This is a genomic window from Streptomyces sp. NPDC049040, from assembly GCF_043197715.1.
Lineage (GTDB): Bacteria > Actinomycetota > Actinomycetes > Streptomycetales > Streptomycetaceae > Actinacidiphila.
The window spans coordinates 685,631-707,057 of record NZ_JBICTO010000003.1 but is presented as its reverse complement, the minus strand read 5'-3'; the positions used below and the strand labels follow the sequence as shown (position 1 = coordinate 707,057).

General features: G+C 73.8%; 18 protein-coding genes. 10 read left to right on the top strand and 8 right to left on the bottom strand.

The genetic code is table 11. From position 1 onward, the window contains the following. Positions 1-6: 6 nt before the first annotated feature. The 4 genes from ACGFMP_RS12335 to ACGFMP_RS12320 form a co-directional block, all read right to left on the bottom strand. Positions 7-1,254: a type ISP restriction/modification enzyme gene (locus ACGFMP_RS12335; protein WP_393672053.1), complete on the bottom strand. Its 1,248-nt coding sequence runs from the start codon at positions 1,252-1,254 to the stop codon at positions 7-9. Positions 1,255-1,268: 14 nt separating this feature from the next. Further along, a complete protein-coding gene (locus ACGFMP_RS12330; RefSeq protein WP_393672052.1) occupies positions 1,269-2,015 on the bottom strand; it encodes a GntR family transcriptional regulator in 747 nt (248 codons plus the stop codon). Then, positions 2,012-3,319, bottom strand: coding sequence for a homogentisate 1,2-dioxygenase (hmgA, locus tag ACGFMP_RS12325; RefSeq protein WP_393672051.1), 1,308 nt, complete (start codon positions 3,317-3,319; stop codon positions 2,012-2,014). Before hmgA ends, ACGFMP_RS12330 begins: the two co-directional genes overlap by 4 nt. Before the next feature lie 181 nt (positions 3,320-3,500). After that, the gene (locus ACGFMP_RS12320) at positions 3,501-4,928 is read right to left on the bottom strand and encodes a DHA2 family efflux MFS transporter permease subunit (RefSeq protein ID WP_393672050.1); all 1,428 of its coding nucleotides are present in this window, start codon (positions 4,926-4,928) and stop codon (positions 3,501-3,503) included. A gap of 171 nt (positions 4,929-5,099) precedes the next feature. Between ACGFMP_RS12320 and ACGFMP_RS12315 the strand changes: the two genes are divergently transcribed. From ACGFMP_RS12315 to ACGFMP_RS12295, 5 genes are all read left to right on the top strand, one after another. Beyond that, positions 5,100-5,741: a TetR/AcrR family transcriptional regulator gene (locus ACGFMP_RS12315; protein WP_393672048.1), complete on the top strand. Its 642-nt coding sequence runs from the start codon at positions 5,100-5,102 to the stop codon at positions 5,739-5,741. A gap of 6 nt (positions 5,742-5,747) precedes the next feature. Continuing rightward, a complete protein-coding gene (locus ACGFMP_RS12310) occupies positions 5,748-6,365 on the top strand; it encodes a TetR/AcrR family transcriptional regulator (protein WP_393672046.1) in 618 nt (205 codons plus the stop codon). 205 nt (positions 6,366-6,570) lie between these two features. After that, a complete protein-coding gene (locus ACGFMP_RS12305; RefSeq protein WP_393672045.1) occupies positions 6,571-8,808 on the top strand; it encodes a molybdopterin-dependent oxidoreductase in 2,238 nt (745 codons plus the stop codon). Positions 8,809-8,936: 128 nt separating this feature from the next. Next, the gene (locus ACGFMP_RS12300) at positions 8,937-10,430 is read left to right on the top strand and encodes an aldehyde dehydrogenase family protein (protein ID WP_393672044.1); all 1,494 of its coding nucleotides are present in this window, start codon (positions 8,937-8,939) and stop codon (positions 10,428-10,430) included. Positions 10,431-10,543: 113 nt separating this feature from the next. Continuing rightward, positions 10,544-11,626, top strand: a complete 1,083-nt coding sequence (locus tag ACGFMP_RS12295) for a Zn-dependent alcohol dehydrogenase (protein WP_393672043.1) — start codon at positions 10,544-10,546, stop codon at positions 11,624-11,626. Between the two features lie 137 nt (positions 11,627-11,763). Here ACGFMP_RS12295 and ACGFMP_RS12290 read toward each other — a convergent pair whose 3' ends face one another. Further along, complete coding sequence (locus ACGFMP_RS12290) at positions 11,764-12,309, bottom strand: DUF402 domain-containing protein (protein ID WP_393672041.1); 546 nt, start codon at positions 12,307-12,309, stop codon at positions 11,764-11,766. 33 nt (positions 12,310-12,342) lie between these two features. After that, the gene (locus tag ACGFMP_RS12285) at positions 12,343-13,029 is read right to left on the bottom strand and encodes a TetR/AcrR family transcriptional regulator (protein WP_393672039.1); all 687 of its coding nucleotides are present in this window, start codon (positions 13,027-13,029) and stop codon (positions 12,343-12,345) included. Positions 13,030-13,175: 146 nt separating this feature from the next. Between ACGFMP_RS12285 and ACGFMP_RS12280 the strand changes: the two genes are divergently transcribed. Both ACGFMP_RS12280 and ACGFMP_RS12275 read left to right on the top strand, forming a co-directional pair. Continuing rightward, on the top strand, positions 13,176-14,330 hold the full coding sequence (locus tag ACGFMP_RS12280; RefSeq protein ID WP_393672162.1) for an acyl-CoA dehydrogenase family protein: 1,155 nt from the start codon (positions 13,176-13,178) through the stop codon (positions 14,328-14,330). 220 nt (positions 14,331-14,550) lie between these two features. Then, the gene (locus ACGFMP_RS12275; protein WP_393672038.1) at positions 14,551-15,216 is read left to right on the top strand and encodes a TetR/AcrR family transcriptional regulator; all 666 of its coding nucleotides are present in this window, start codon (positions 14,551-14,553) and stop codon (positions 15,214-15,216) included. Here the strand turns inward: ACGFMP_RS12275 and ACGFMP_RS12270 are convergent. After that, complete coding sequence (locus tag ACGFMP_RS12270) at positions 15,207-15,671, bottom strand: MaoC family dehydratase (protein WP_393672037.1); 465 nt, start codon at positions 15,669-15,671, stop codon at positions 15,207-15,209. The genes ACGFMP_RS12275 and ACGFMP_RS12270 overlap by 10 nt on opposite strands. 67 nt (positions 15,672-15,738) lie before the next feature. Further along, positions 15,739-16,830 (bottom strand): LLM class flavin-dependent oxidoreductase, encoded by a 1,092-nt coding sequence (locus tag ACGFMP_RS12265; RefSeq protein ID WP_393672036.1) that lies wholly within the window; start codon positions 16,828-16,830, stop codon positions 15,739-15,741. A gap of 86 nt (positions 16,831-16,916) precedes the next feature. On the opposite strand from ACGFMP_RS12265, the gene ACGFMP_RS12260 reads away from it, so the two are divergent. From ACGFMP_RS12260 to ACGFMP_RS12250, 3 genes are all read left to right on the top strand, one after another. Then, positions 16,917-17,738 (top strand): helix-turn-helix domain-containing protein, encoded by an 822-nt coding sequence (locus ACGFMP_RS12260; protein ID WP_393672035.1) that lies wholly within the window; start codon positions 16,917-16,919, stop codon positions 17,736-17,738. Between the two features lie 41 nt (positions 17,739-17,779). Next, positions 17,780-18,547, top strand: a complete 768-nt coding sequence (locus tag ACGFMP_RS12255; RefSeq protein WP_393672034.1) for an SAM-dependent methyltransferase — start codon at positions 17,780-17,782, stop codon at positions 18,545-18,547. A gap of 71 nt (positions 18,548-18,618) precedes the next feature. Beyond that, positions 18,619-21,369 (top strand): penicillin acylase family protein, encoded by a 2,751-nt coding sequence (locus tag ACGFMP_RS12250; protein ID WP_393672032.1) that lies wholly within the window; start codon positions 18,619-18,621, stop codon positions 21,367-21,369. The last annotated feature ends 58 nt before the right edge of the window (positions 21,370-21,427 follow it).

Here is a 21,427-nt window from a genome sequence, read left to right as displayed (position 1 = left end):
CAGCCCTCACACCAGCGCGAACTGCCCGTCAGGTCCCTCTTCACGATGGTCGAGTACGGACGCCGGCCTGCGCCTGGCCGCAGGCACCGGCAGGACCCCGGCGTTCCGCAGCGCCGTCGCGGTGAGCGTACGGCCCGGCCGCTCGGACAACGCGCCGGCCAGGGACGCCCGTTCGGCGTCCAGTTCTGCATGCAGCGTCAGAACGCTGATCAGTTCCAGCAGATCCGAGGTGCAGGCGCGGGTCCAGCGCGGCGGGCGCATCGCCTCGAGTGAAGCCGGTGCCCCCGGTGCCGTACGCCGCCCCCACCACGCTTCCAGCACCCGCGTCCCGCCGGATGTCCGGTCCCATGCGGCCGGGGAGACCGGGGAGATCCGGCCGGTGCCGATCCGCAACTCGCGCTCGTCCCGGTCGTACTCCAGATCGGCCGGGCCCGGTGCGGCGGGCAGCGGGGCCCTGACGTACGGCCGGCTGCCGCCGGGCAGCCGCGGCGCCCCGGGCTCGCGTCCCGCCGCCGGGTCGGCGAGCCTCTCACCGCGGGTGTGCAGCCACAGCAGCCTGCCGCCCAGCGCGAGCCCCGCCCGCCAGTCGCCCGGGTGCGTGGGGAAGGGCACCTCGCAGCCGGCGGGTGTGGCCCGCGCCGCGGCGGCCGTCCAGGCCAGCACGTCCCGCGCCGTGACCTCCACGGCCAGCAGCCCCGACAGCAGTCCGACGAGACCTGGCGCGAGGTTGGGATCCCTGCCACCGGGCTGCCGGAAGAGCGGGCGGATCAGGCCCGCGCGGCCGGCGGGCGGCCGGCCGTCGGGCAGCAGCGCGCAGAAGGACACGGGGGGTTCGGCCGCCTCCGGGGACAACGCATGCTGCACCGCGAAGATCTGCCGGTCGTCGAGCACCCGCCACAACTCGGGCCGCGCGGCGTCGATCAGCCGGTGGTCCGGTATCAGCCACTGCCGGTCATGGACTGCGTGCTGGATCATGACCGGTTCCGGGCAGGGGCCGTCCTCACCCGCGAGCGCGGTGGTCGGTGTGCGGTGGCCCGGCAGCTGGGCCACCCTGCTGTGCAGACCGCGGGCCCGGGTGGGTTGCAGCAGCGCCGCGCGCTCCGCCTCGCCGCGCGCTGCCGTGAAAAGCGCCCAGCGGTCCCGCAGCGTGGCGGCATCAGGCGCCATGGGCCAGCCGCGGCCGATCCGCAGCGGGCGCACGGACCACGGCATCACATCGTGCAGCAGGGGCGCGTCGTCGCTCACCGCAGGCATGCTACCGACGGGCTTCAGCGCGCCTCCATCGTCACGGTGAACGAGAACCGGTCACCCCGGTAGTGGATCCGCACCACGTCCACCACCCGCCCCGACTCGTCGTACGTGACGCCGGTGTAGTGCAGGATCGGGCTGAGCAGCGGCACCCGGAGCAGCCGGGCGGTCTCCGGGGCGGCCAGCCGCGCCTCCACGGTGTCGGTGATGCGGCTGATCCGCACCCCCAGCACGTCCCGCAGCACCTTGGTCATCGGCCAGCGCTCCAGGTCGGCCAGGTCGATCGCGGCGGCGATCTCCGGGCGGACGAAATTCTCCGCCCAGTTGGTGGGCTCGCCGTCGTCGTCGCAGCGCAGCCGCTGGTAGGCGGCCGCCTCGTCCAGGCCGGGGAAGTGCTCCGCCACCTCAGGGGGCAGCGGCGCGGGGCCGTGCCGGAGAACCGCCGTACGGCCGCCGGACTGCTGGGCCACGATCGCGTCGACCGAGCCGAGCAGCTTGACCGGGGCCCCGCGCAGCGCCGCCCGCTCTATGAAGGTGCCGCGCCTGCGGTGCCGGGATATCAGGCCCTCCTCCTCGAGCTCCTTCAGCGCCTGGCGCATGGTAAGGACGCTCACGCCGTAGTGCCCGGCGAGGTCGTCCTCGGTCGGCAGCCGCAGCGGGTCGTCGGGACGGCGGCCGAGTATCGAGGCGCGCAGCGACTGGGACACCTGATACCACAGCGGCAGCTTGCGGTTCAGGACCAGCGAGTCGGGAGCGAAGGAGGTCACGGTCGGAAGTTTCTCGCGAGCCCCTCCCACACCGCGTCGTAGCCCTGCTGCCGGTGGCCGGCCGCCAGGGCGAACCCGGTGGGCACGACCGGCCAGCGGGTCTCGAACATGAACGCCAGCCCGTCGTCGACCCGCTGAGGCGCCAGCTCGGCGGTGCTGGCCCGGTCGAACGTGGTCCGGTCCGGGCCGTGCGCCGACATCATGTTGTGCAGCGAGGCGCCGCCGGGCACGAAGCCCTCGGCCTTGGCGTCGTAGGCGCCCTCGATCAGGCCCATGAACTCCGACATGACATTGCGGTGGAAGTACGGCGGCCGGAAGGTGTCCTCGCCGACCAGCCAGCGCGGCGCGAAGACCACGAAGTCCGCGCCTGCGAGTCCCGGGGTGTCGGAGGGCGAGGTCAGCACGGTGAAGATCGACGGGTCGGGATGGTCGTAGCTGATCGAGCCCAGCACGTTGAAGCGGCGCAGGTCGTACAGATACGGCACATGGCTGCCGTGCCAGGCGACCACGTCGAGCGGCGAGTGGTCGTAGCGCGCCGACCACAGATTGCCGCCGAACTTGTTGACGACGTCGGTCTCCTCGTCCCCGTCCTCGTAGGCGGCGACCGGGGCGAGGAAATCCCGCGCGTTCGCCAGGCCGTTGGCGCCGATCGGCCCCAGCTCCGGCAGCTGGAAGGGCCGGCCGTAGTTCTCGCAGACGTAGCCGCGGGCGGTGCCGTCGGGCACGTCCACCCGGAAGCGGACGCCGCGCGGGATCAGCGCGACCTGGCCGGGCTCCGCACGCAGCAGCCCCAACTCGGTGCGCAGCAGCAGCACGCCCTGCTGCGGCACGATCAGGAACTCCCCGTCGGAGGAGGAGAACACCTTCCGCTCCATGGGGCGGTTGGCGGCATACCAGTGGATGCCGATGCCCTCGCGGCGCAGCACGTCGCCATTGCCGCCAGCGGTGACCAGGCCCTGCACGAAGTCGGTCGGCTCCTCCGGCATGGGCAGCGGGCCCCAGCGCAGCCGGTTGGGATCGGGCTCCATGTCCTGGAAGGGACCGCTGCGCAGCGATCCGTTGGGCACCCGGTGGAAGGGGGGGTGCGCGGCGGAGGGCCGGATCCGGTAGAGCCAGCTGCGCCGGTTGTGCGCGCGGGGCTCGGTGAAGGCGGTGCCGCTCAGCTGCTCGGAGTACAGCCCGAACGGGGCGCGCTGCGGCGCATTCCGCCCGACCGGGAGCGCGCCCGGCACGGCCTCGCTGCTGTGCTCGTTCCCGAAGCCCGGCGAGTAGTCGAGGTCCTTGCCGTCCTGGCCGATGTCCATGCCGCGCTCCCCACGTCGTCGTCCTGATTCCTATGCTGAACCATAGGAATCAGGACGGCAACCCCCTCCTCAGGCCTGTGGACAACTCTCGGCCGCGGTGGCGATCCGCCTGCTCAGCGCCCGTTTCGGCGCCGCGGCGACCACCGCGGGCCGGCGGTCGGAGGCGGCCCGTGGACGAATCTCAGGACTCCCGCACGGGATTGCGGGCCATGGCCGTGCCCACCAGGGCGGCGACCGCGGCCAGCACACCGCAGACCAGGAAGACGTCCCGGTAGGCCTGCGCGCCGCCGATCCCGTGCGCGGCGATCACCGACGCGGTGGCCGCGACGCCCAGGGCGCCGCCCAACTGCCTCGCGGTGGTGGTCATCCCGACCCCCGAGGCGAACTGCTGCGGCGGCAGCGACCTGGCGGCGGCGGTGGCCAGCGCGGTCAGCGCGGCGCCGAAGGCGGCGCCGCCGACCAGGCCCATCGGCAGCCACAGCGTCAGGAAGGCGGTGTCCGTGCCCAGCGCGAGATACGACCACACGCTCACCGCGGCGAAGGCGGCCATGGACACCCCGACCACGGCGGGCAACTGCTCGGGCCTGGCCCGCTTGCCCACCGCGACGGCGGCGATCGCCGAGGTCAGGGCGCCTGGGGTGACGGCGAAACCGGCCTTCAGCACCGAGTAGTGCCAGACGGTGGTCAGGAAGAGGGGGCTGCCCAGCAGCCAGCCGAAGAGGGACGCGCCGGTGAAGGCGGCCGCGGCCGAGGCGGTCGCGAAGGTGCGGTTGCGGAAGAGGCCGGTCTCGACGGCGGGCGCCGCATGGTGCGCGGAGCGGACCAGCGCGAGCGCGACCAGGGCCGCACCGCCCAGCACGCCTGCCATCGTGGCCGGGTCGGTCCAGCCCCAGTCGCTGCCCTTGGTGAGCCCGAGCACCAGCACGGCGATGCCCGCGGTGACGGCGAGCGTGCCCAGCGGGTCGGGCAGGCGCCGTGCGGCGCCGGTGCGCTCGGGCAGTCCGCGTATCCCGGCGAGCACCAGGGCGGCGCCGACCGGCACGTTGATGAGGAAGACGGCCCGCCAGCCGAAGGCGTCGACCAGCACTCCGCCGAGTGCGGGACCCGCCGCGGTCGCCAGCGAGCCGGCCGCTCCCCAGGCGCCTATCGCCGCGGGCAGCCGCTGCGGCGGGGTGGTGGCGAGCAGCAGGCCGAGCGCGGCCGGGATCATGCCGGCCGCCGTCGCGCCCTGGAGGGCGCGGGCCGCGATCAGCCACGGCAGGCCGGGCGCGCACGCGCACAGGGCGGAGGCGACGGTGAAGCCGGCGAGCGAGGACAGGAAGAGCCGCTTGCGGCCGAAGGCGTCGGCGATCCGCCCCGCGGAGGTCAGCAGTGCGGCGAAGAGCACCGCGTAGCTGCTGACCACCCAGGACAGGTCGGAGACCCGGTCGGCGGGGAAGCTCCTCGCCAGGTCGGGGAAGGCGACGTTGACGACGGTGGTGTCGAGGAACGCGATGAAGGTCGCGCCCGCGCTGAGCAGCAGGACCACGCCGGGGCGCGGGTCGTCGCGGTGCGGGGACGCCGGTCCTGCCGCGGGTGGCGCGGCGGAGGCGGAGGTGGGTGAGGACATGGGCCGTCCTTGCCTTGGCAGCAGGAGCATACTGACGGTATGGAACATACATACCGAAGGTATGTGAGTGTCAAGCGTCACTGTTGGCTAGGGTGGGCAGCGGATCGACGGGAACGGGGGCAGGACGGCGCCGACGCGAAAAGCGGGTGCCGGTGGGACAGGAGGGTGGCCGTGGCGACAGCCGGTACCGCGACGGACAGCGGAGCGAGCGGGCCGCGCGCACGCCCGACACAGCGCGAGCGGTCCGACGCGACCGTCGAGGACCTGCTGACCGCCGCGCGGGCGCTCTTCGCGAACGCCGGCTACGCCGCCACCTCGCTCGACGCCGTCTGCGAGCGGGCAGGTGTCACCAAGGGCGCGCTCTACCACCACTTCACCGGCAAGAAGCAGCTCTTCCGCGCCGTCTACACCCGGGAACAGGAACGCCTCTCCGCCCGGATCTCGGCCGCCTACGCGGCAGGCCCCGCCGACGCGTGGGAAGCGGTCTTCGAGGGAGCCAGGGCCTACCTGGAGGCCTCGCTCGACCCCGAGGTGCAGCGGATCACGCTCTTCGACGCGCCCGGTGCGCTCGGCTGGGAGGCGATGCGGGACCTGGGCGTCAACTGCCGCGAGCTGACCCGGAAGGGCGTCACGCGGGCGATCAGGGAGGGCGCCGTCTCCGAACGCCCCGCGGACCCGCTGACCTCGATGCTCTACGGCGGTCTGAGCGAGAGCGCCATGGCGATCGTGCGAACCGCGGACCCGCAGGCGGCGCTGCGGGAGGCGCTCACCGACCTGCGCAGGCTCTTCGACGCGCTGGCCGCGGGGAGCTGACCGCTGATGGCGGGCGCCGGGAGCGCGCCGGGCACCGACGGCGGGCTGCTGCGCCGCGCGCCCGTACAGCAGCGCAGCACCGAGCGGCTCGAACGGATCCTCGACGCCTGCGCGCGACTGCTGGACGAGGCCGGCTACGAACGGCTCAGCACCAGGGCGGTCGCCGCCCGCGCCGGGGTGCCGATCGGCTCGGTCTACCGCTTCTTCGCCGACAAGCGCGCGATGGCCGACGCCCTCGCCCACCGGAATCTGGACGACTTCCTCGGCAGGACCGCCGCACGGCTGGCCGAGCCGGACACCGGCGGCGGCTGGCGCGCGGCCGTCGAGGTGCTGGTCGACGAGTACACCGCGATGAAGCGCACCGCGCCCGGTTTCGCCCTGCTGGACTTCGGCGTGCCGGGCGAGACCAACCACGACCTCGCCGAGCGGCTGCCCGCGCTGCTCGGCGACCGGCTCACCACCGACCCCGCCGACCCGCGGCTGCGGCTGGCCCTGCTGGTCGCGGTCGAGGCCGCGGACGCCGCGCTCCGGCTGGCCTTCCGCAGCGACCCGGCGGGCGACCCCCGCGTCATCGCCGAGACCAAGCAACTGGTCCTTGCCTATCTGGCGACCGTCCTCGACTGAGGCGGGGGGCCTCTGCGGTCCTGAGCCGCCGCCGCTCCCACCGGCCGTGGCGGGCCGTACCCGGGCCGCGCGGCCGACGCCGGTCCCGGCCGGAACCGCGGGGCCGGCCATCGTCGGCGGCGCAGACCGGTGCCGTTGTCAGTACCGGTCGGTAGTGTCGGGGGCGAACGTGCGCCAGTGCCGCCGCCGTCCATGGGAGCCACCGATGACCCGTACCGCCCTGCGCATCTGCCCGCTGTGCGAGGCCACCTGCGGCCTCGTCCTGACCATCGACGAGGGACGCGTCACGCACGCCAGGGGCGACAGCGACGACGTCTTCAGCGCCGGCTTCGTCTGCCCCAAGGGCGCCTCCTTCGGCGCGCTCGACACCGACCCCGACCGGCTCACCCGGCCGCTGGTGCGCAGGGACGGGCGGCTCGCCGAGGCGAGTTGGGCCGAGGCGTTCGAGGCCGTCGCGGCGGGCATCGGCGCGGTCGGCGGCAAGGCGGGCGGCGAGGCGGTCGGCCTGGTCCTCGGCAATCCCAACGTCCACACGATGGCAGGGGCGCTGTATCCGGCGCAGCTGGCCAGGGCGCTGCGCACCCGGAGCGTCTTCACCGCGAGCACCCTCGACCAGATGCCCAAGCACGTCAGCTGCGGCCATCTCTTCGGCGACCCCGACGCCATCGCGGTGCCCGACCTGGACCGCACCGAGCACCTGCTGCTGATCGGCGCCAACCCGCTGGTCTCCAACGGCAGTCTGGCCACGGCGGCCGACTTCCCCGGCAAGCTCAAGGAACTGCGGCGGCGCGGCGGGCGGCTCGTGGTCATCGACCCCAACAGGACCAGGACGGCCGCGGCCGCGGACCGCCATGTGGCGCCCCGGCCGGGCACGGACGCAGCGCTGCTTTTCGCCATGGTCCAGGTGCTGTTCGCCGAAGGGCTCGCCGACCCGGGCGCCCTGGCCCCGCACCTCAGCGGCGTGGAGGAGGTCCGATCCCTCGCCGCGGACTTCACCCCCGAGTCCGTCGCCGGGTACTGCGATGTGCCCGCCGAGGACATCCGCACCTTGGCCAGGGAGCTGGCCGCAGCCCAGCGGGCCGTGGTGTACGGGCGGCTGGGCAGCACCGCCGTCGAGTTCGGCACCCTGGCGAGCTGGCTGGTGGACGTGCTCAACGCGCTGACCGGGAATCTGGACCGGCCGGGCGGCGCGATGTTCCCGCTCTCGGCCACCGCGAGGGCGCCCCGGCCGCCACGCGCGGGCAAGGGCTTCGGCACCGGGCGCTGGCACAGCAGGGTGTCGGGCCACCCCGAGGTGAAGGGCGAACTGCCCATGGCCGCCCTTGCCGAGGAGATCGACACGCCGGGGGAGGGCCGGCTGCGCGCGCTGGTCGTGGTGGCTGCCAATCCGGTGCTGTCCGCGCCCGACGGCCTGCGCATGGACCGCGCTCTGGCCGGTCTCGACTTCATGGTCAGCGTCGACCCGTATCTCAACGAGACGTCACGGCACGCCCACGTCGTCCTCCCGCCGCCCCCGCCGGCGCGCAGCGCGCACTACGACTTCGCCTTCAGCACCCTCGCGGTGCGCAACACCGTCCGCTACAGCCCGCCCGCGGTGCCGCTCGCCGCAGGCGACCTCGCCGAGCCGGAGATCCTGGCCCGGCTGATCCTCGCCGTCCTCGGCCAGGGCGGACCCGGCGCTGACCCCGAAGCGGTCGACGGCCAGGCGGTGATGCGCAGGCTGGGCGCGGAGACCGCCGACCCCGACTCGCCTGTGTACGGCAGGGACGCCGCGGAGGTGGCGGCGCTGCTCGGCGGGCGCACCGGCTACGAGCGGCGCCTCGACCTGATGCTGCGGCTCGGTCCTTACGGCGACGGCTTCGGCGCGGATCCGGAAGGGCTCAGCCTGGCCCGGCTGCTCGACCACCCGCACGGCATCGACCTCGGGCCGCTGCGCCCCCGGCTGCCCTCGGTGCTGCGCACCCCCTCCGGCACCGTGGAGCTGGCGGCGGCGCCGATCGCCGCGGACGTGCCCCGGCTGCGGGCGGCGGTGGAAGGCGGCGGCGAGGGCGGCCCGCTGGTGCTCATCGGGCGCCGTCACCTGCGCTCCAACAACAGCTGGATGCACAACGTGCCGGCCCTGACCGGCGGCAGCAACCGCTGCACGGCGCAACTGCACCCGCAGGACGCGGCCCGGCTCGGTCTCGGCGACGGCGAGCTGGCCCGGATCAAGGGCGACGGCGGTGAGATCATCGTCCCGGTGGAGATCACCGACACCTTGCGGCGCGGCGTGGTGTGCCTGCCGCACGGCTGGGGCCACGACCGCGACGGGACCCGGCTGACCGCAGCCGCGCGCGAGCCCGGTGCCAATGTCAACCAGTTGCTCGACGGCAGCCGGCTCGACCCGCTGTCCGGCACCGCGGTGCTCAACGGCTTCCCGATACAGGTGGAGGCGGCCGGCTGACCGGCCCGCCGCCCGAGCCCGGCGCCACGGGTGACCGAGGGCACGCGACGGGCCCTGGCCACGTAAAACTATCGGCGCTAGTTTGAGGTCGGACGCAGTGGCGACTCGGAGGGCGGCAGGTGGACGGCATGGCTGACGGCGGCGGCACGGACAGGGCGGGCGGGACGGGCGCGGCGGGCGGCTCGCAGGAGCAGGGCCGGGCGGGCGGCGCCTCGCGGGTTCACCCGGGACGGGACGCGGTCTTCATCGGCGGCGCCTGGCGGCCCGCCGCGGGCGACGGCACGATCGACGTGGTCGACCCGGCCACCGAGCAGGTCATCGGTCGGGTCCCGGCCGGAACCGCCGCCGATGTGGACGAGGCGGTGCGCGCCGCCCGCACCGCGCTGCCCGGCTGGGCGGCCACCCCGCCCGCGCAGCGGGCCGCGGTGATCGGCGCTGCCCGCGACCTGCTCGCCGCCCGCCGGGAGGAGATCGCCGCCACCGTCTCGGCCGAACTGGGCGCGCCGATGGCTTTCGCCACCGCCGTGCACGCCGACCTGCCCACCGCCGTGATGGCCTCCTACGCCGAACTGGCCGCGGCGCACCCCTTCGAGGAGCGGGTCGGCAATTCCCGGGTGCTCCAGGAGCCGGTCGGCGTGGTGGGCGCGATCACGCCGTGGAACTACCCGCTGCACCAGATCGTCGCCAAGGTCGCCCCCGCGCTCGCCGCCGGCTGCACCGTGGTGCTCAAGCCCGCGGAGGACACCCCGCTGGTGGCGCAGCTCTTCGCCGACATCCTTGCCGCGGCGGGACTGCCCGCGGGGGCCTTCAACCTGGTCACCGGGCTCGGCCCGGTCGCGGGCCAGGCGCTCGCCGAGCACCCGGGCGTGGACCTGGTGTCCTTCACCGGCTCCACCGCGGTCGGGCGCGGGATCGGCGCGACGGCCGGCGCCGCGGTCAAGCGCGTCGCCCTCGAACTCGGCGGAAAGTCGGCGAACGTCATCCTCCCGGGCGCCGACCTGGCCCGCGCCGTCAACGTCGGCCTGGCCAACGTCTTCGCCAACTCGGGCCAGACGTGCAGCGCCTGGACCCGGATGCTGGTCGACTCGGCGCGCTACGACGAGGCCGTCGAACTCGCCGCATCCGCCGCCGCGAAGTACGTGCCGGGCGACCGGCTCGGCCCCGTCGTCAACGCCAGGCAGCGCGACCGGGTGCGCGGCTACATCAGGAGCGGGGTCGACGAGGGCGCCAGGATCGTGGCCGGCGGCCCCGACGCCCCCGACGGACTGGAGACCGGCTACTACGTCAGGCCCACCGTCTTCGCCGACGTCGAGCCCGGTATGGCGATCGCCCAGGAGGAGATCTTCGGCCCCGTCGTCGTGATGATCCGCTATCAGGACGAGGAGGACGCGCTGCGTATCGCCAACGGCACGGTCTACGGGCTCGCCGGTGCGGTCTGGGGCGCCGACGAGGAGGCGGCCGTGGCCTTCGCCCGCCGGATGGACACCGGCCAGGTGGACATCAACGGCGGCCGGTTCAACCCGCGGGCGCCCTTCGGCGGCTACAAGCAGTCAGGGGTCGGCCGCGAGCTGGGCACCCACGGGCTGGCCGAATACCTCCAGACCAAGTCGCTGCAGTTCTGACCCGTGGCGGGGCGGGCGCGGTGCCGCACCCGTCACCGGCCGGCCCCGCGCAGGGGACGACATACCGACAAGACGCCACACCGACACATCGCCGAACCGATCAGGGAGACCCCGTGGTCCGCGCAGCCGTCCTGCCAGCCGTCAACGCCCCGCTGGTCGTCACCGAGATCGACCTGCCGGAACCGGGCCCAGGCCAGGTGCGGGTGAAGCTGGCCGCCGCGGGCGTCTGCCACTCCGACCTCTCGCTGTCGAACGGCACGCTGCGCCAGCAGGTCCCGGCCGTGCTCGGCCACGAGGGCGCGGGCACCGTCGTCTCGGTCGGCGAAGGCGTCGACCATGTGGCGCCGGGCGACAAGGTGGTGCTCAACTGGGCGCCCGCCTGCGGCACCTGCCACTTCTGCGGGCTCGGCGAGGTGTGGCTGTGCGCCGGCTCCGGTGCAGCCGCCGCCTCGCCCTATGCCGCACTCGCCGCCGACGGGAGCGCGCTGTACCCGGGGCTCGGCACCGCCGTCTTCGCTGAGGAGACCGTCGTCTCCGCCCGTGCCGCCCTCCCGCTGCCCGAGGGCATTCCGCTCGACGCCGCCGCCCTGCTGGGCTGCGCGGTGCTCACCGGCTACGGAGCGGTGCACCACGCCGCGGCCGTACGCCCGGGGGAGTCGGTGGCCGTCCACGGCATCGGCGGGGTCGGCCTCGCGGTGCTCCAGTCCGCGCGGATCGCGGGCGCGGAGCGGATCGTCGCCGTCGACGTGGCGCCGGGCAAGGAGGATCTGGCCAGGGCCGCGGGGGCCACCGACTTCGTCGTCGCGGGCGAGCACACGGCCAGGCAGATCCGCGGCCTGACCGGCGGGCACGGTGCCGACGTCGCCATCGAGTGCGTGGGCCGGGCCGACACCATACGCACCGCCTGGTCCTCCACCCGGCGCGGCGGCCGTACGACGGTCGTCGGCATCGGCGGCCAGGACCAGAAAGTCACCTTCACCGCGCTGGAACTCTTCTACTTCGGCCGGACGTTGTCAGGGTGTGTGTACGGCAACTGCGACCCGGCGAAGGATCTCCCCGTCCTCGCCGGGCACGTACGGGAGGGCCGTCTCGACCTGTCCGGCATGGTCACCGACCACATCGGGCTGGACGGCATCCCGGCCGCGTTCGAGGCAATGACCGCGGGCCGCGGCGGAAGGGCGCTCGTCATCTTCTGAGCGCCCGCCCGCCGCCCGCCGCGGCAGCCCACCCCACCCGGGGTGCGCGCTGTCGCCGCCGGCCACCGTGCGCCCGCGCGCGGCCCGGTCCGCACCGGCCGTCGGCAGCCAGGGCGTTCCGGTCGCCGCGAGCCGCCCTACGCCGCCCCGCCCACCATCGACAGCCAGGCCTCGTGCGCTCCCCCGAAGGGCCCGCGGGCCCCGGCGACCGCGTCCATCAGCCAGCCGGCCGACTCCTCGGCGGCGGTGACGACGTCGGCCGGGTAGCCGTAACGCACCTGGTGCTCGGCGAATTCGTCCTCGTCCACCAGGATCGGCGCCGGGTCGTCGCGCTTGAGCAGCACATCGAGGTCGAGGTCGACCATGGTGACCTCGTCGGGGGACGGCCAGCGCGGCGGGGTGGTGATGTCGCAGTAGATCCGGGTGCTGCGCGGCGCCGCGTTGAAGGCCGCGGTCCACCACGCCACGCGCGGGAAGAGCAGCACGTGCGCCTCCGCGATGGCCACCTCGGGGTCGTTGCCCTTGCGCATCACGCCGCCCGCTGGGAGCCCGAGCCAGGTCCCGTGTTCGTCCTCGCCGAGGCGGTGCATGCGCAGATTCCAGTGCAGGCTGCCGTCGTATTTGCGGTAGTTGACCTGGACGAGCCGCTGCGCGCCCGCCAGAGCTGAATCCGGAGTCGACATGGCGCCATCCTCCCAGGTGCGGCCGACCGCCCGTCAGCCTTCGCCGGGCAGCCTTCCCGTGCTGTCCGCGGCCGGCTTCCCGGCGCCGGCGGACCCGTCGGGGTACTGGAGCGCGAGCCCGTCGAGCAGCGCTTGCAGGCCGGTCTCGAAGGCGCCCTCGTCGACCCGCTCGCGGTGGCCGGCCAGCAGGTGGGCCTGGCCGAGGTGGGGGTAGTCGGCGGGGTCGTAGGCGTCCGCGTCCCCGACGAAGCCGCCCGCGAAGGAGCCGAGCGCGGAGCCGGTGACGAAGTACCGCATCAGGGCGCCGATCCGGGTGGCCTGGGCCGGCGGCCAGCCCGCGTCCACCATGCCGCCGAAGACGGCGTCGGCCATCCGCAGGCCCGCGGGGCGCAAGCCGGGTCCCGTGGCGAGGAAGGGCACGATGTTGGGGTGCTCGGTCAGGGCGGCGCGGTAGGAGCGGCCCCAGTCGAGCAGGGCCTGACGCCAGTCGGCGCCGTCGCGGAACATCGACAGGTCGACCTGGTCGATCACGGTGTCGGCGACCGCGTCGAGGATCGCCTCCTTGGTGGCGAAGTGGTTGTAGAGCGAGGGTCCGCTGACTCCGAGCTCAGCTGCCAGCCGCCGGGTGGACAGCGCCGCGAGCCCCTCGGTGTCGACGAGCGCGAGGGCCGCCGTCACGATGCGGTCTCGGCTGAGCAGGGGCTTGCTGGGGCGGGCCATGCGGCACATAGTAGGGGCTGCGGGGAGAAAACTAGCGGTGGTAGTTTCGATGCGGTACGAGCTGGTGGCGCGTCGGGAGCGGGCCGCACGCAGCGGACGGCGCCGGGACCGAGGCGCACGGAACGGATGAGGGTGCGGATATGGCAGTGACTTTCGGGCTGTCCGCGGAGCAGTCCGACATCAAGGCCCTGGCCAGGGACTTCACCGACCGCGAGGTCGCCCCGCACGTGGCCGATTGGGATCGCGCCGAGGCCGTGGACCGCGCGATCGTGAAGAAGCTCGGCGCGGTCGGCTTCCTCGGTCTGACCATCGACGAGGACTACGGCGGCTCGGGCGGCGACCACCTGGCCTACTGCCTGGTCACCGAGGAGCTGGGCCGCGCCGACTCGTCGGTGCGCGGGATCGTGTCGGTCTCGCTCGGCCTGGTCGCCAAGTCGGTCGCCCACTGGGGCACCGAGCGGCAGAAGCGGGCCTGGCTGCCCCGGCTGACCTCGGGCGAGGCGATCGGCTGCTTCGGCCTGACCGAGCCGGGTACGGGCTCCGACGCGGGAAGCCTGACCACCCGTGCGGTGCGGGAGGGGGACTCGTACGTCATCACCGGCGGCAAGACCTTCATCACCAACGGGACCTGGGCCGACGTCGTACTGCTCTTCGCCCGCACCGGCGCCGCCGAGGACGGGCACCGGGGCGTCAGCGCCTTCCTGGTGCCGGCCGACACGCCGGGCATCACCCGCCGCGCCATCCACGGCAAGCTCGGCCTGCGCGGCCAGCCGACGGCCGAGATCGCGCTGGACGGGGCAAGGGTGCCCGCCGACGCCATGCTCGGGCCGGAGGGCAAGGGCTTCTCGGTGGCGATGTCGGCGCTGGCCAAGGGGCGGATGTCGGTCGCCGCGGGCTGTGTCGGCATCGCGCAGGCCTGCCTGGACGCGGCGGTCGGCTACGCCGGGCAGCGCGAGCAGTTCGGGGTGCCGATCGCCCGGCACCAGCTGGTGCAGGAGATGCTCGCCGACATCGCGGTGGACGTGGCCGCGGCCCGCCTGCTGACCTGGCAGGTCGCCGACCTGATCGACCGCGGGCTGCCCTTCGCGAGCGAGTCGTCGGTCGCCAAGCTGCACGCCAGCGAGGCCGCAGTGCGCTGCGCCAACAACGCGCTCCAGGTCTTCGGCGGCTACGGCTACATCGACGAGTACCCGGTCGGCAAGCTGCTGCGGGACGCCCGCGTCATGACCCTCTACGAGGGCACGAGCCAGATACAGAAGCTGCTGATAGGCCGCTCCCTCACCGGCGTCTCGGCCTTCTGACGCCCGGCGGCCCCGAATCCGGCCGCACCCCCCCGCATCCCGGTTGCCCCGGATCCCGGCCGCCCCCGACCCCGGCGCCCCCCGGAGGTCCGCACCCCCTCCCGTACGCCCCGACCCCGGAGCGACCGCCCCTGCCGCCGACCGCTAAGCGCTTGCTCAGCCGCCAGGTAGGGTGTGACCCTGTCAACCGACCGGGTCAGACGGGTCAAAGGAGCGTGCGATGAGTGCGGAGGCGGCAACCGGCGAGGCGTGGGAGGACATCACCCCCGACGCCGCGAGGCGGCTGGTGGTCGCCGCGGTGCAGGCGTTCGCGGAACGCGGCTACCACGCCACCACCACCCGGGACATCGCCGGCCGGGCGGGGATGAGCCCGGCGGCGCTGTACATCCACTACAAGACCAAGGAAGAGCTGCTCTACCAGATCAGCAAGGTCGGCCACCAGCGCTCGCTCGCCATGCTCTGCGAGGCGCGGGACGGCGGCGGCAGCGCCGCCGAGCGGCTGGCGGCGGCGGTACGCGCCTTCGTCCGCTGGCACGCGGAGCACCACACCACCGGGCGGGTGGTGCAGTACGAGCTCGGCGCCCTCGCTCCCGACCACTACGCCGAGATCGTCGTCCTGCGGCGGCAGAGCGAGGAGGCGATCCGCGCGATCGTCGCCGACGGGGTGGCCGCGGGCGGGTTCGACGTGCCCGAGGTGTCCGGCACCACCCTGGCCGTGCTGTCGCTGTGCATCGACGTGGCCCGCTGGTTCAACCCGGCCGGCCGCCGGACGCCGGACGAGGTCGGCGCGCTGTACGCGGACCTGGTGCTGCGGATGGTCCGCGCGGAGGGCGGCCCGGCGGCCGGCCAGGAGCCCGGCGAGGCGGCAGCGGCGGCTCAGAGGTAGAAGCGCGCCACCGTCTCGGCCACGCACACCGGCTTGTCGCCGCCCTCGCGCTCGATCGTCACCCGGGTGACCAGCTGGAAGCCGCCACCCGCCTCGGTCACCTCGGCCACCGTCGCGGTCGCTCGCAGCCGGGAGCCGACCGGGACGGTGGCGGGGAAGCGCACCTTGTTGACGCCGTAGTTGACGCCCATCCGCACACCCTCGATCCGGAAGAGCTGCGGGGTCAGCGACGGGATCAGCGACAGCGTCAGAAAGCCGTGCGCGATCGTCGTGCCGAAGGGTCCCTCGGCGGCGCGCTCCGGGTCGACGTGGATCCACTGGTGGTCACCGGTCGCCTCGGCGAAGGCGTCGATGCGCTTCTGCTCGATCTCCAGCCAGTCCGTCCAGCCGAGCTGCTCGCCGACGGCGGCCCGCAGTTCGTCGAGCGAAGCGAAGACGCGGGGCTGCTGGGACATGGTCAAGGCCTCCGGGATCGTGGGTTTCCAAGCGCTTGCTCAGCATGGTTCCGGCGGCCCCGGGCTGTCAACGCCGCCGCACGTCCGCCGCGTCGCCCGCGCCCGCCGCGTCCTGCGCTCCGGGTACGCGCGTGAGCAGCGCGTTCAGCGCCGGGCGCAGCGCCACCAGCCGGTCGAGCTGGTCGAGCTGCGCGGGGATGTCGGCGGCGGCGATCCTGATCACCAGGTGCCGCGCGCCCTGGGCGACATAGCGGCCCAGCTGCTCCACCACCGCCTCCGGCGTGCCCGACGCGTTCGCCTGGATCCTCTCCATCTCCTCGATCGGGCGCCCGTAGTTGGCCTTGGCGTACGCGTCCAGGGCCGACCGGCCGCCGTCCGCGGCGTCGGTGACCAGGGTGTTCACGAAGAGCGCGGGCGTGATCGGTGCGCCGGCCCGGCCGGCCTGCGCGGCGGCGTTCCGTATCGCGGCGAGTCCCTTGCCGTAGTCGGCCGGGTCCGGCGGGTAGGGCAGCCAGCCGTCGTAGATCCGCCCGGTGCGGGCCAGCGCGGCAGGGGTGGCGCCGCCGAGCCACACCGGCGGGCCGCCCGGCCGGAAGGTGCGGATGCCCGGCCGGATGTCGTCGAAGTGCAGCACCTCGCCGTGGAAGGACACCGGGCCCTCGCCGGTCCACAGCCGCCGCCACAGCGCCACGGTCTCGTCGAGCCGGGTGAAGCGATTCGGCCACGGCGTGCCCGCCATCGCGTAGACCGGCTGCCCGAAGGGGCCGGGGAAGCCCGCGCCGACGCCCAGCACCAGCCGGCCGCCGGACAGCAGGTCGATCGAGGCGAGGGTCTGCGCGGCCAGCACGGGTGTGCGCAGCGCGGGCAGCAGCGCGCCGGTGCCGAGCGTGACGCCCTCCGTCACGGAGGCGAGCGCGGCCAGCACGGTGAGCGCCTCCAGCCGCGGGGTGAGCAGGGAATCGGTGGACCACAGCGAGTCGAAGCCCGTGCGCTCCGCGCGCACCCCGAAGGCCACCACCTCCCTGGGGTCGGTGCACTCGCTCCACTGGACCTTCGTGCTGGGCACGAAGACACCCATCCGCACGGTGTCGGTGTCGCTGCCGCGGGTGCTGCCGGTCATGGCGGTTCCGGGTCCTGCCCCGGTGAACGTGCTCGTCATGCCGCCGATCGTGGGCGGCCGCGGGGGCTGGCCTCAATTCCCTCGAGGGAATGGCCGCCTGCCGGGCCCGGGGATAGAAATGAGCGGTGGACGCCCCCAGGACCCCCGCCCCTGCCGCCCCGCAGGCCTTCCCGCAGGCCCTGCGCGCCAGCCGCAGCCGCCGCCGTCTCAGCCAGCTGGAGCTGGCGCTGCGCGCGGGCACCACCCAGCGGCACATCAGCTTCATCGAGAACGGCAGATCCGCCCCGGGGCGCGAGCTGGTCGCCAGGATCGCCGAGTCGCTCGCCCTGCCGCTGCGCGAGCGCAACGGCCTGCTGCTGGCGGCCGGATACGCGCCGGTGCATCCGCAGCGCGACCTCGCGGACCCGGCGCTCGCCCCCGCGCTCGAAGCGCTCGACCACATACTGACCGGCCATCTTCCCTATCCGGCGATCGTCGTGGACCGCTACGGGGACCTGGTCGCCGCCAACTCCGCCTTCGGGGTGATGACCGAGGGCGCGGACCCGGCGCTGCTCGGGCCCGGGGCGAACATCGCGCGGCTGGCCCTGCACCCGGCGGGCATGGCGCCGCGGATCCGGAATTTCCCGCAGTGGGCGCGCCATGTCATCGAGGCCCTGCGCGAGGAGCAGCGGCGCAATCCGGACGACCGGCTGGCCGCGCTGCACGACGAACTCGCCGGCTACGTGCCGGAGCCCGGCCCCGCGGCGGGGCGGCAGCAGGGCGCCGACACGCTGCTGGGCTTCACCGTGCCGATGGAGCTGGAGTCGGCCGACCGGGGGCTGCTGCGGCTGATGACCACCGTCGCGGTCTTCGCCACCGCGGCCGATGTCACCATCGCCGAGCTGAAACTGGAGGCCTTCCTGCCGGCCGACCGCGCGACCGCGGACGCGCTGCGGGAGGATGCCTGACGGACCGGCCGGAGCGCCGGGCAATCCGACAGAGGAGCCGTATGAGCCTGCGCCACCACGAGATCGCCGAGTCCCGGCACCGCATCCTCAACCCCATCACCGAGGAGAAGCTGATGCTGCTCGGCGAGATCTGCCGGCTGGAACCCGGGCAGCGCCAGCTCGATCTGGCGTGCGGCAAGGGTGAGATGCTCACCCGGTGGGCGCAGCGGTACGGCATCGGCGGGGTCGGCGTCGACCTGAGCGAGGTCTTCCTGACCGCCGCGAGGGAGCGGGCGGCGGAACTGGGCGTCGCCGAAAGGGTGGGCTTCGAACGCGGCGACGCGGGGGCGTACCGGGCGGAGGCCGCCGCCTTCGACGTGGTGTCCTGCATCGGCGCCACCTGGATCGGCGGCGGACTCGCCGGGACGATCGAGCTGCTGCGCCCGGCGCTGCGCCCCGGCGGCCTGATGCTGATCGGCGAGCCGTACTGGACGCGGCCGGCCCCCGAGGAGGCACTCGAGGCGATCGGGGCGGAGGCCGACGACTTCACCTCGCTCGTGGGCACCCTCGACCGGTTCACTGCGGCCGGCATGGAGCTGGTGGAGATGGTGCTGGCCGACGGCGACAGCTGGGACCGCTACGCCGCCGCGCAGTGGTCGACCATCTCGGACTGGCTGCGCGACGCCCCGGCCGGCCACCCGGACGCGGCGGACATGCGGGACTTCCTGGACCACAGCCGGCGTACCCATCTGGCCTGGAACCGCGAGTACCTGGGCTGGGGCGTCTTCGTCCTGCGGGCGGACGCGGTCGTGAGGAATCCGAAAACCTGACGCATGTTCATCTTCCGGGATCCGGCGTACCGGCGGTAACCTCCGCGCACCGGCTTCCGGAAGGAGCAGACATGCCGCTACGGACCCCACGACGGATCGGCAGGATCGGCACGCTGAGAACGGCCACCGCAGGCGCGCTGCTGGCGCTCGCGGCGACCCTGGTGGCCCCGGTGCCACTTCAAGCGCACGCCGCAGCGCAAGGCGACTACTGCGCGGGCCAGTGCGCCGACATCCTGCCCCCAGGTGAGAACGGCAACGCCACCCTCGCCGACATCCTGGCGAACAAGGCACTCGGCACCAGGCCCGCCCACACCTCGGACCAGCTCGGCCCGTACGCCTCCCTCGCGGACGGGTACCAGAACCTCACCGACGCCACCCTCACCGACTTCTTCAACGACTCGTCCTTCGGCGTGCCCCTGAACCAGATCGCGTCCATATCGAGCCCGCGCTCGGATGTGACGATCACCCGCGACAAGAAGACCGGGGTGCCGCACATCAAGGGCACCACCCGGCAGGGCACCGAATTCGGCGCCGGCTACGCGGCGGCGCAGGACCGGCTCTGGCTCATGGACCTCTTCCGGCACGTCGGACGCGGCGAGCTGTCGTCGTTCGCCGGCGGCGCCGCGGCCAACCGCGGCCTCGAGCAGGAGTTCTGGAAGCAGGCCCCCTACACCGAGGCGGACCTCCAGGCGCAGATCGACCAGCTCGCCGGCTCGGGCGGCGCCCGCGGGCAGCAGGCGCTCGCCGACGCCCAGGCGTACGTCGACGGCATCAACGCGTACATCACCGCGTCGAAGAACGGCCGCTACTTCCCCGGCGAGTACGTCCTCACCGGGCACGTCGACGCCATCACCAACGCGGGCACCATAGACCCCTTCAAGCTGACCGACCTGATCGCGCTCGCGTCGGTGGTCGGCGCGCTCTTCGGCACCGGCGGCGGCGGCGAGGTGCAGTCCGCGCTGTCGCTGCTGGCAGCACAGCAGCAGTACGGCGTCGCCGAGGGCACCAAGGTCTGGGAGTCCTTCCGCGAACGCGACGACCCCGAGGCCACCGCCACCGTCCACGACGGCACCAGCTTCCCCTACGCGGGCAAGCCCGCCGTCGCGCAGGGCCAGGCGCTGCCTGACGCCGGCTCCGTCACCGCCGAACCCCTGGTCTACGACGCCACCGGCGGTGCCACCCTGGCGACCACCAGCAGCCCCGGGGTGCTGCCGGGCAACCTCTTCTCGACGAAGAAGGGCATGTCCAACGCCCTGGTCGTCAGCGGCGCCCACACCGCAAGCGGCCACCCGGTCGCCGTCTTCGGCCCGCAGACCGGCTACTTCGCGCCGCAGCTGCTGATGCTCCAGGAGCTGCAGGGCCCCGGCATCAGCGCCCGCGGGGCGTCTTTCGCGGGCCTGGGGATGTACGTCGAGCTGGGCCGCGGCCAGGACTACGCCTGGAGCGCGACCTCCGCGTCCCAGGACGTCACCGACACCTACGCCGTGGAGCTGTGCCAGGACGCCACGCACTACGTCTTCCACGGCAGCTGCGTCGCCATGGAGAAGCTGGAGCGCACCAACTCCTGGAAGCCGACCCTGGCCGACTCCACCGCCGCGGGCTCCTACCGCATGCAGATCTGGCGGACCGCCTACGGTCCGGTCGAATACCGGGCCACGGTCGGCGGGAAGGCCGTCGCCTACACGCAGCTGCGCAGCTCCTACCGCCACGAGGCCGACTCGATCCTGGGCTTCCAGGAGCTCAACGACCCCGGCTTCGTCCATGACGCCGCGTCCTTCCAGCGGGCCGCGCAGGACATCAACTACACCTTCAACTGGTTCTACGCGGACTCGCGGCAGACCGCCTACTACAACAGCGGCACCAACCCGGTGCGGGCCGACGGGGTCGACGCGTCCTTCCCGGTCTGGGCGCGGTCCGCGTACGACTGGCGCGGCTGGGATCCGACCGCCAACACCGCCTCGTACACGCCGCCTGCGCAGCACCCGCAGTCCGTCGACCAGGACTACTACGTCTCCTGGAACAACAGGCAGGCCGCCGGCTACACCTCGGCGGGCTTCGGCAACGGGGCCGTGCACCGCGCCGACCTCCTCGACGACCGGGTCAAGGCGCTGGTCAGGACGGGCGGCGTGACCAGGTCCGCGCTGGCCAAGGCGATGGACGACGCCGCGCTCACCGACCTGCGGGGCGAGGACGTCCTGCCGGAACTGCTCCAGGTCATCAACGCGGCGCCGGTCACCGACCCGCAGGAAGCCGCCGCCGTGCAGCAGTTGACCGCCTGGAGTGCGGCCGGTGCCAAGCGGCACGAGACGTCACCGGGCTCCCACGTCTACGCGAACTCCGACGCGGTGCGGGTCATGGACGCGTGGTGGCCGCTGCTCGTCCAGGGTGAATTCCAGCCGGGCCTGGGCGGCGGCCTCTACACGGCACTCATCGCCGACCTCACCGTCGACGAGTCGCCGTCCGCCGGCCACGGGCCGACCGGTTCCCATGCGGGAAGCGCGTTCCAGTACGGCTGGTGGAGCTATGTCGACAAGGACATACGCCAGGTGCTGGGCCGTCCGGTGGCCGGGCCGCTGGCTCACGCCTACTGCGGCGGCGGGCAGCCGGCCGCCTGCCGCGAGGTGCTGCTGAGCACGCTCAAGCAGGCCGCGGCGGTACCGGCCACGACGGTCTATCCCGGCGACGACGGGTGCGGCGCAGGCGACCAGTGGTGCGCCGACTCCATCGTGCAGCGCCCGCTGGGCGGTGTCACCGACGACCGCATCAGCTGGCAGAACCGGCCGACCTACCAGCAGGTCGTCGAATTCCCGACGCACCGCTGAGGGCGGTCGCCCGCCCGCCGGGGATCACGGGAGTGTCCTCGGCCACCGTGCGGTGGGG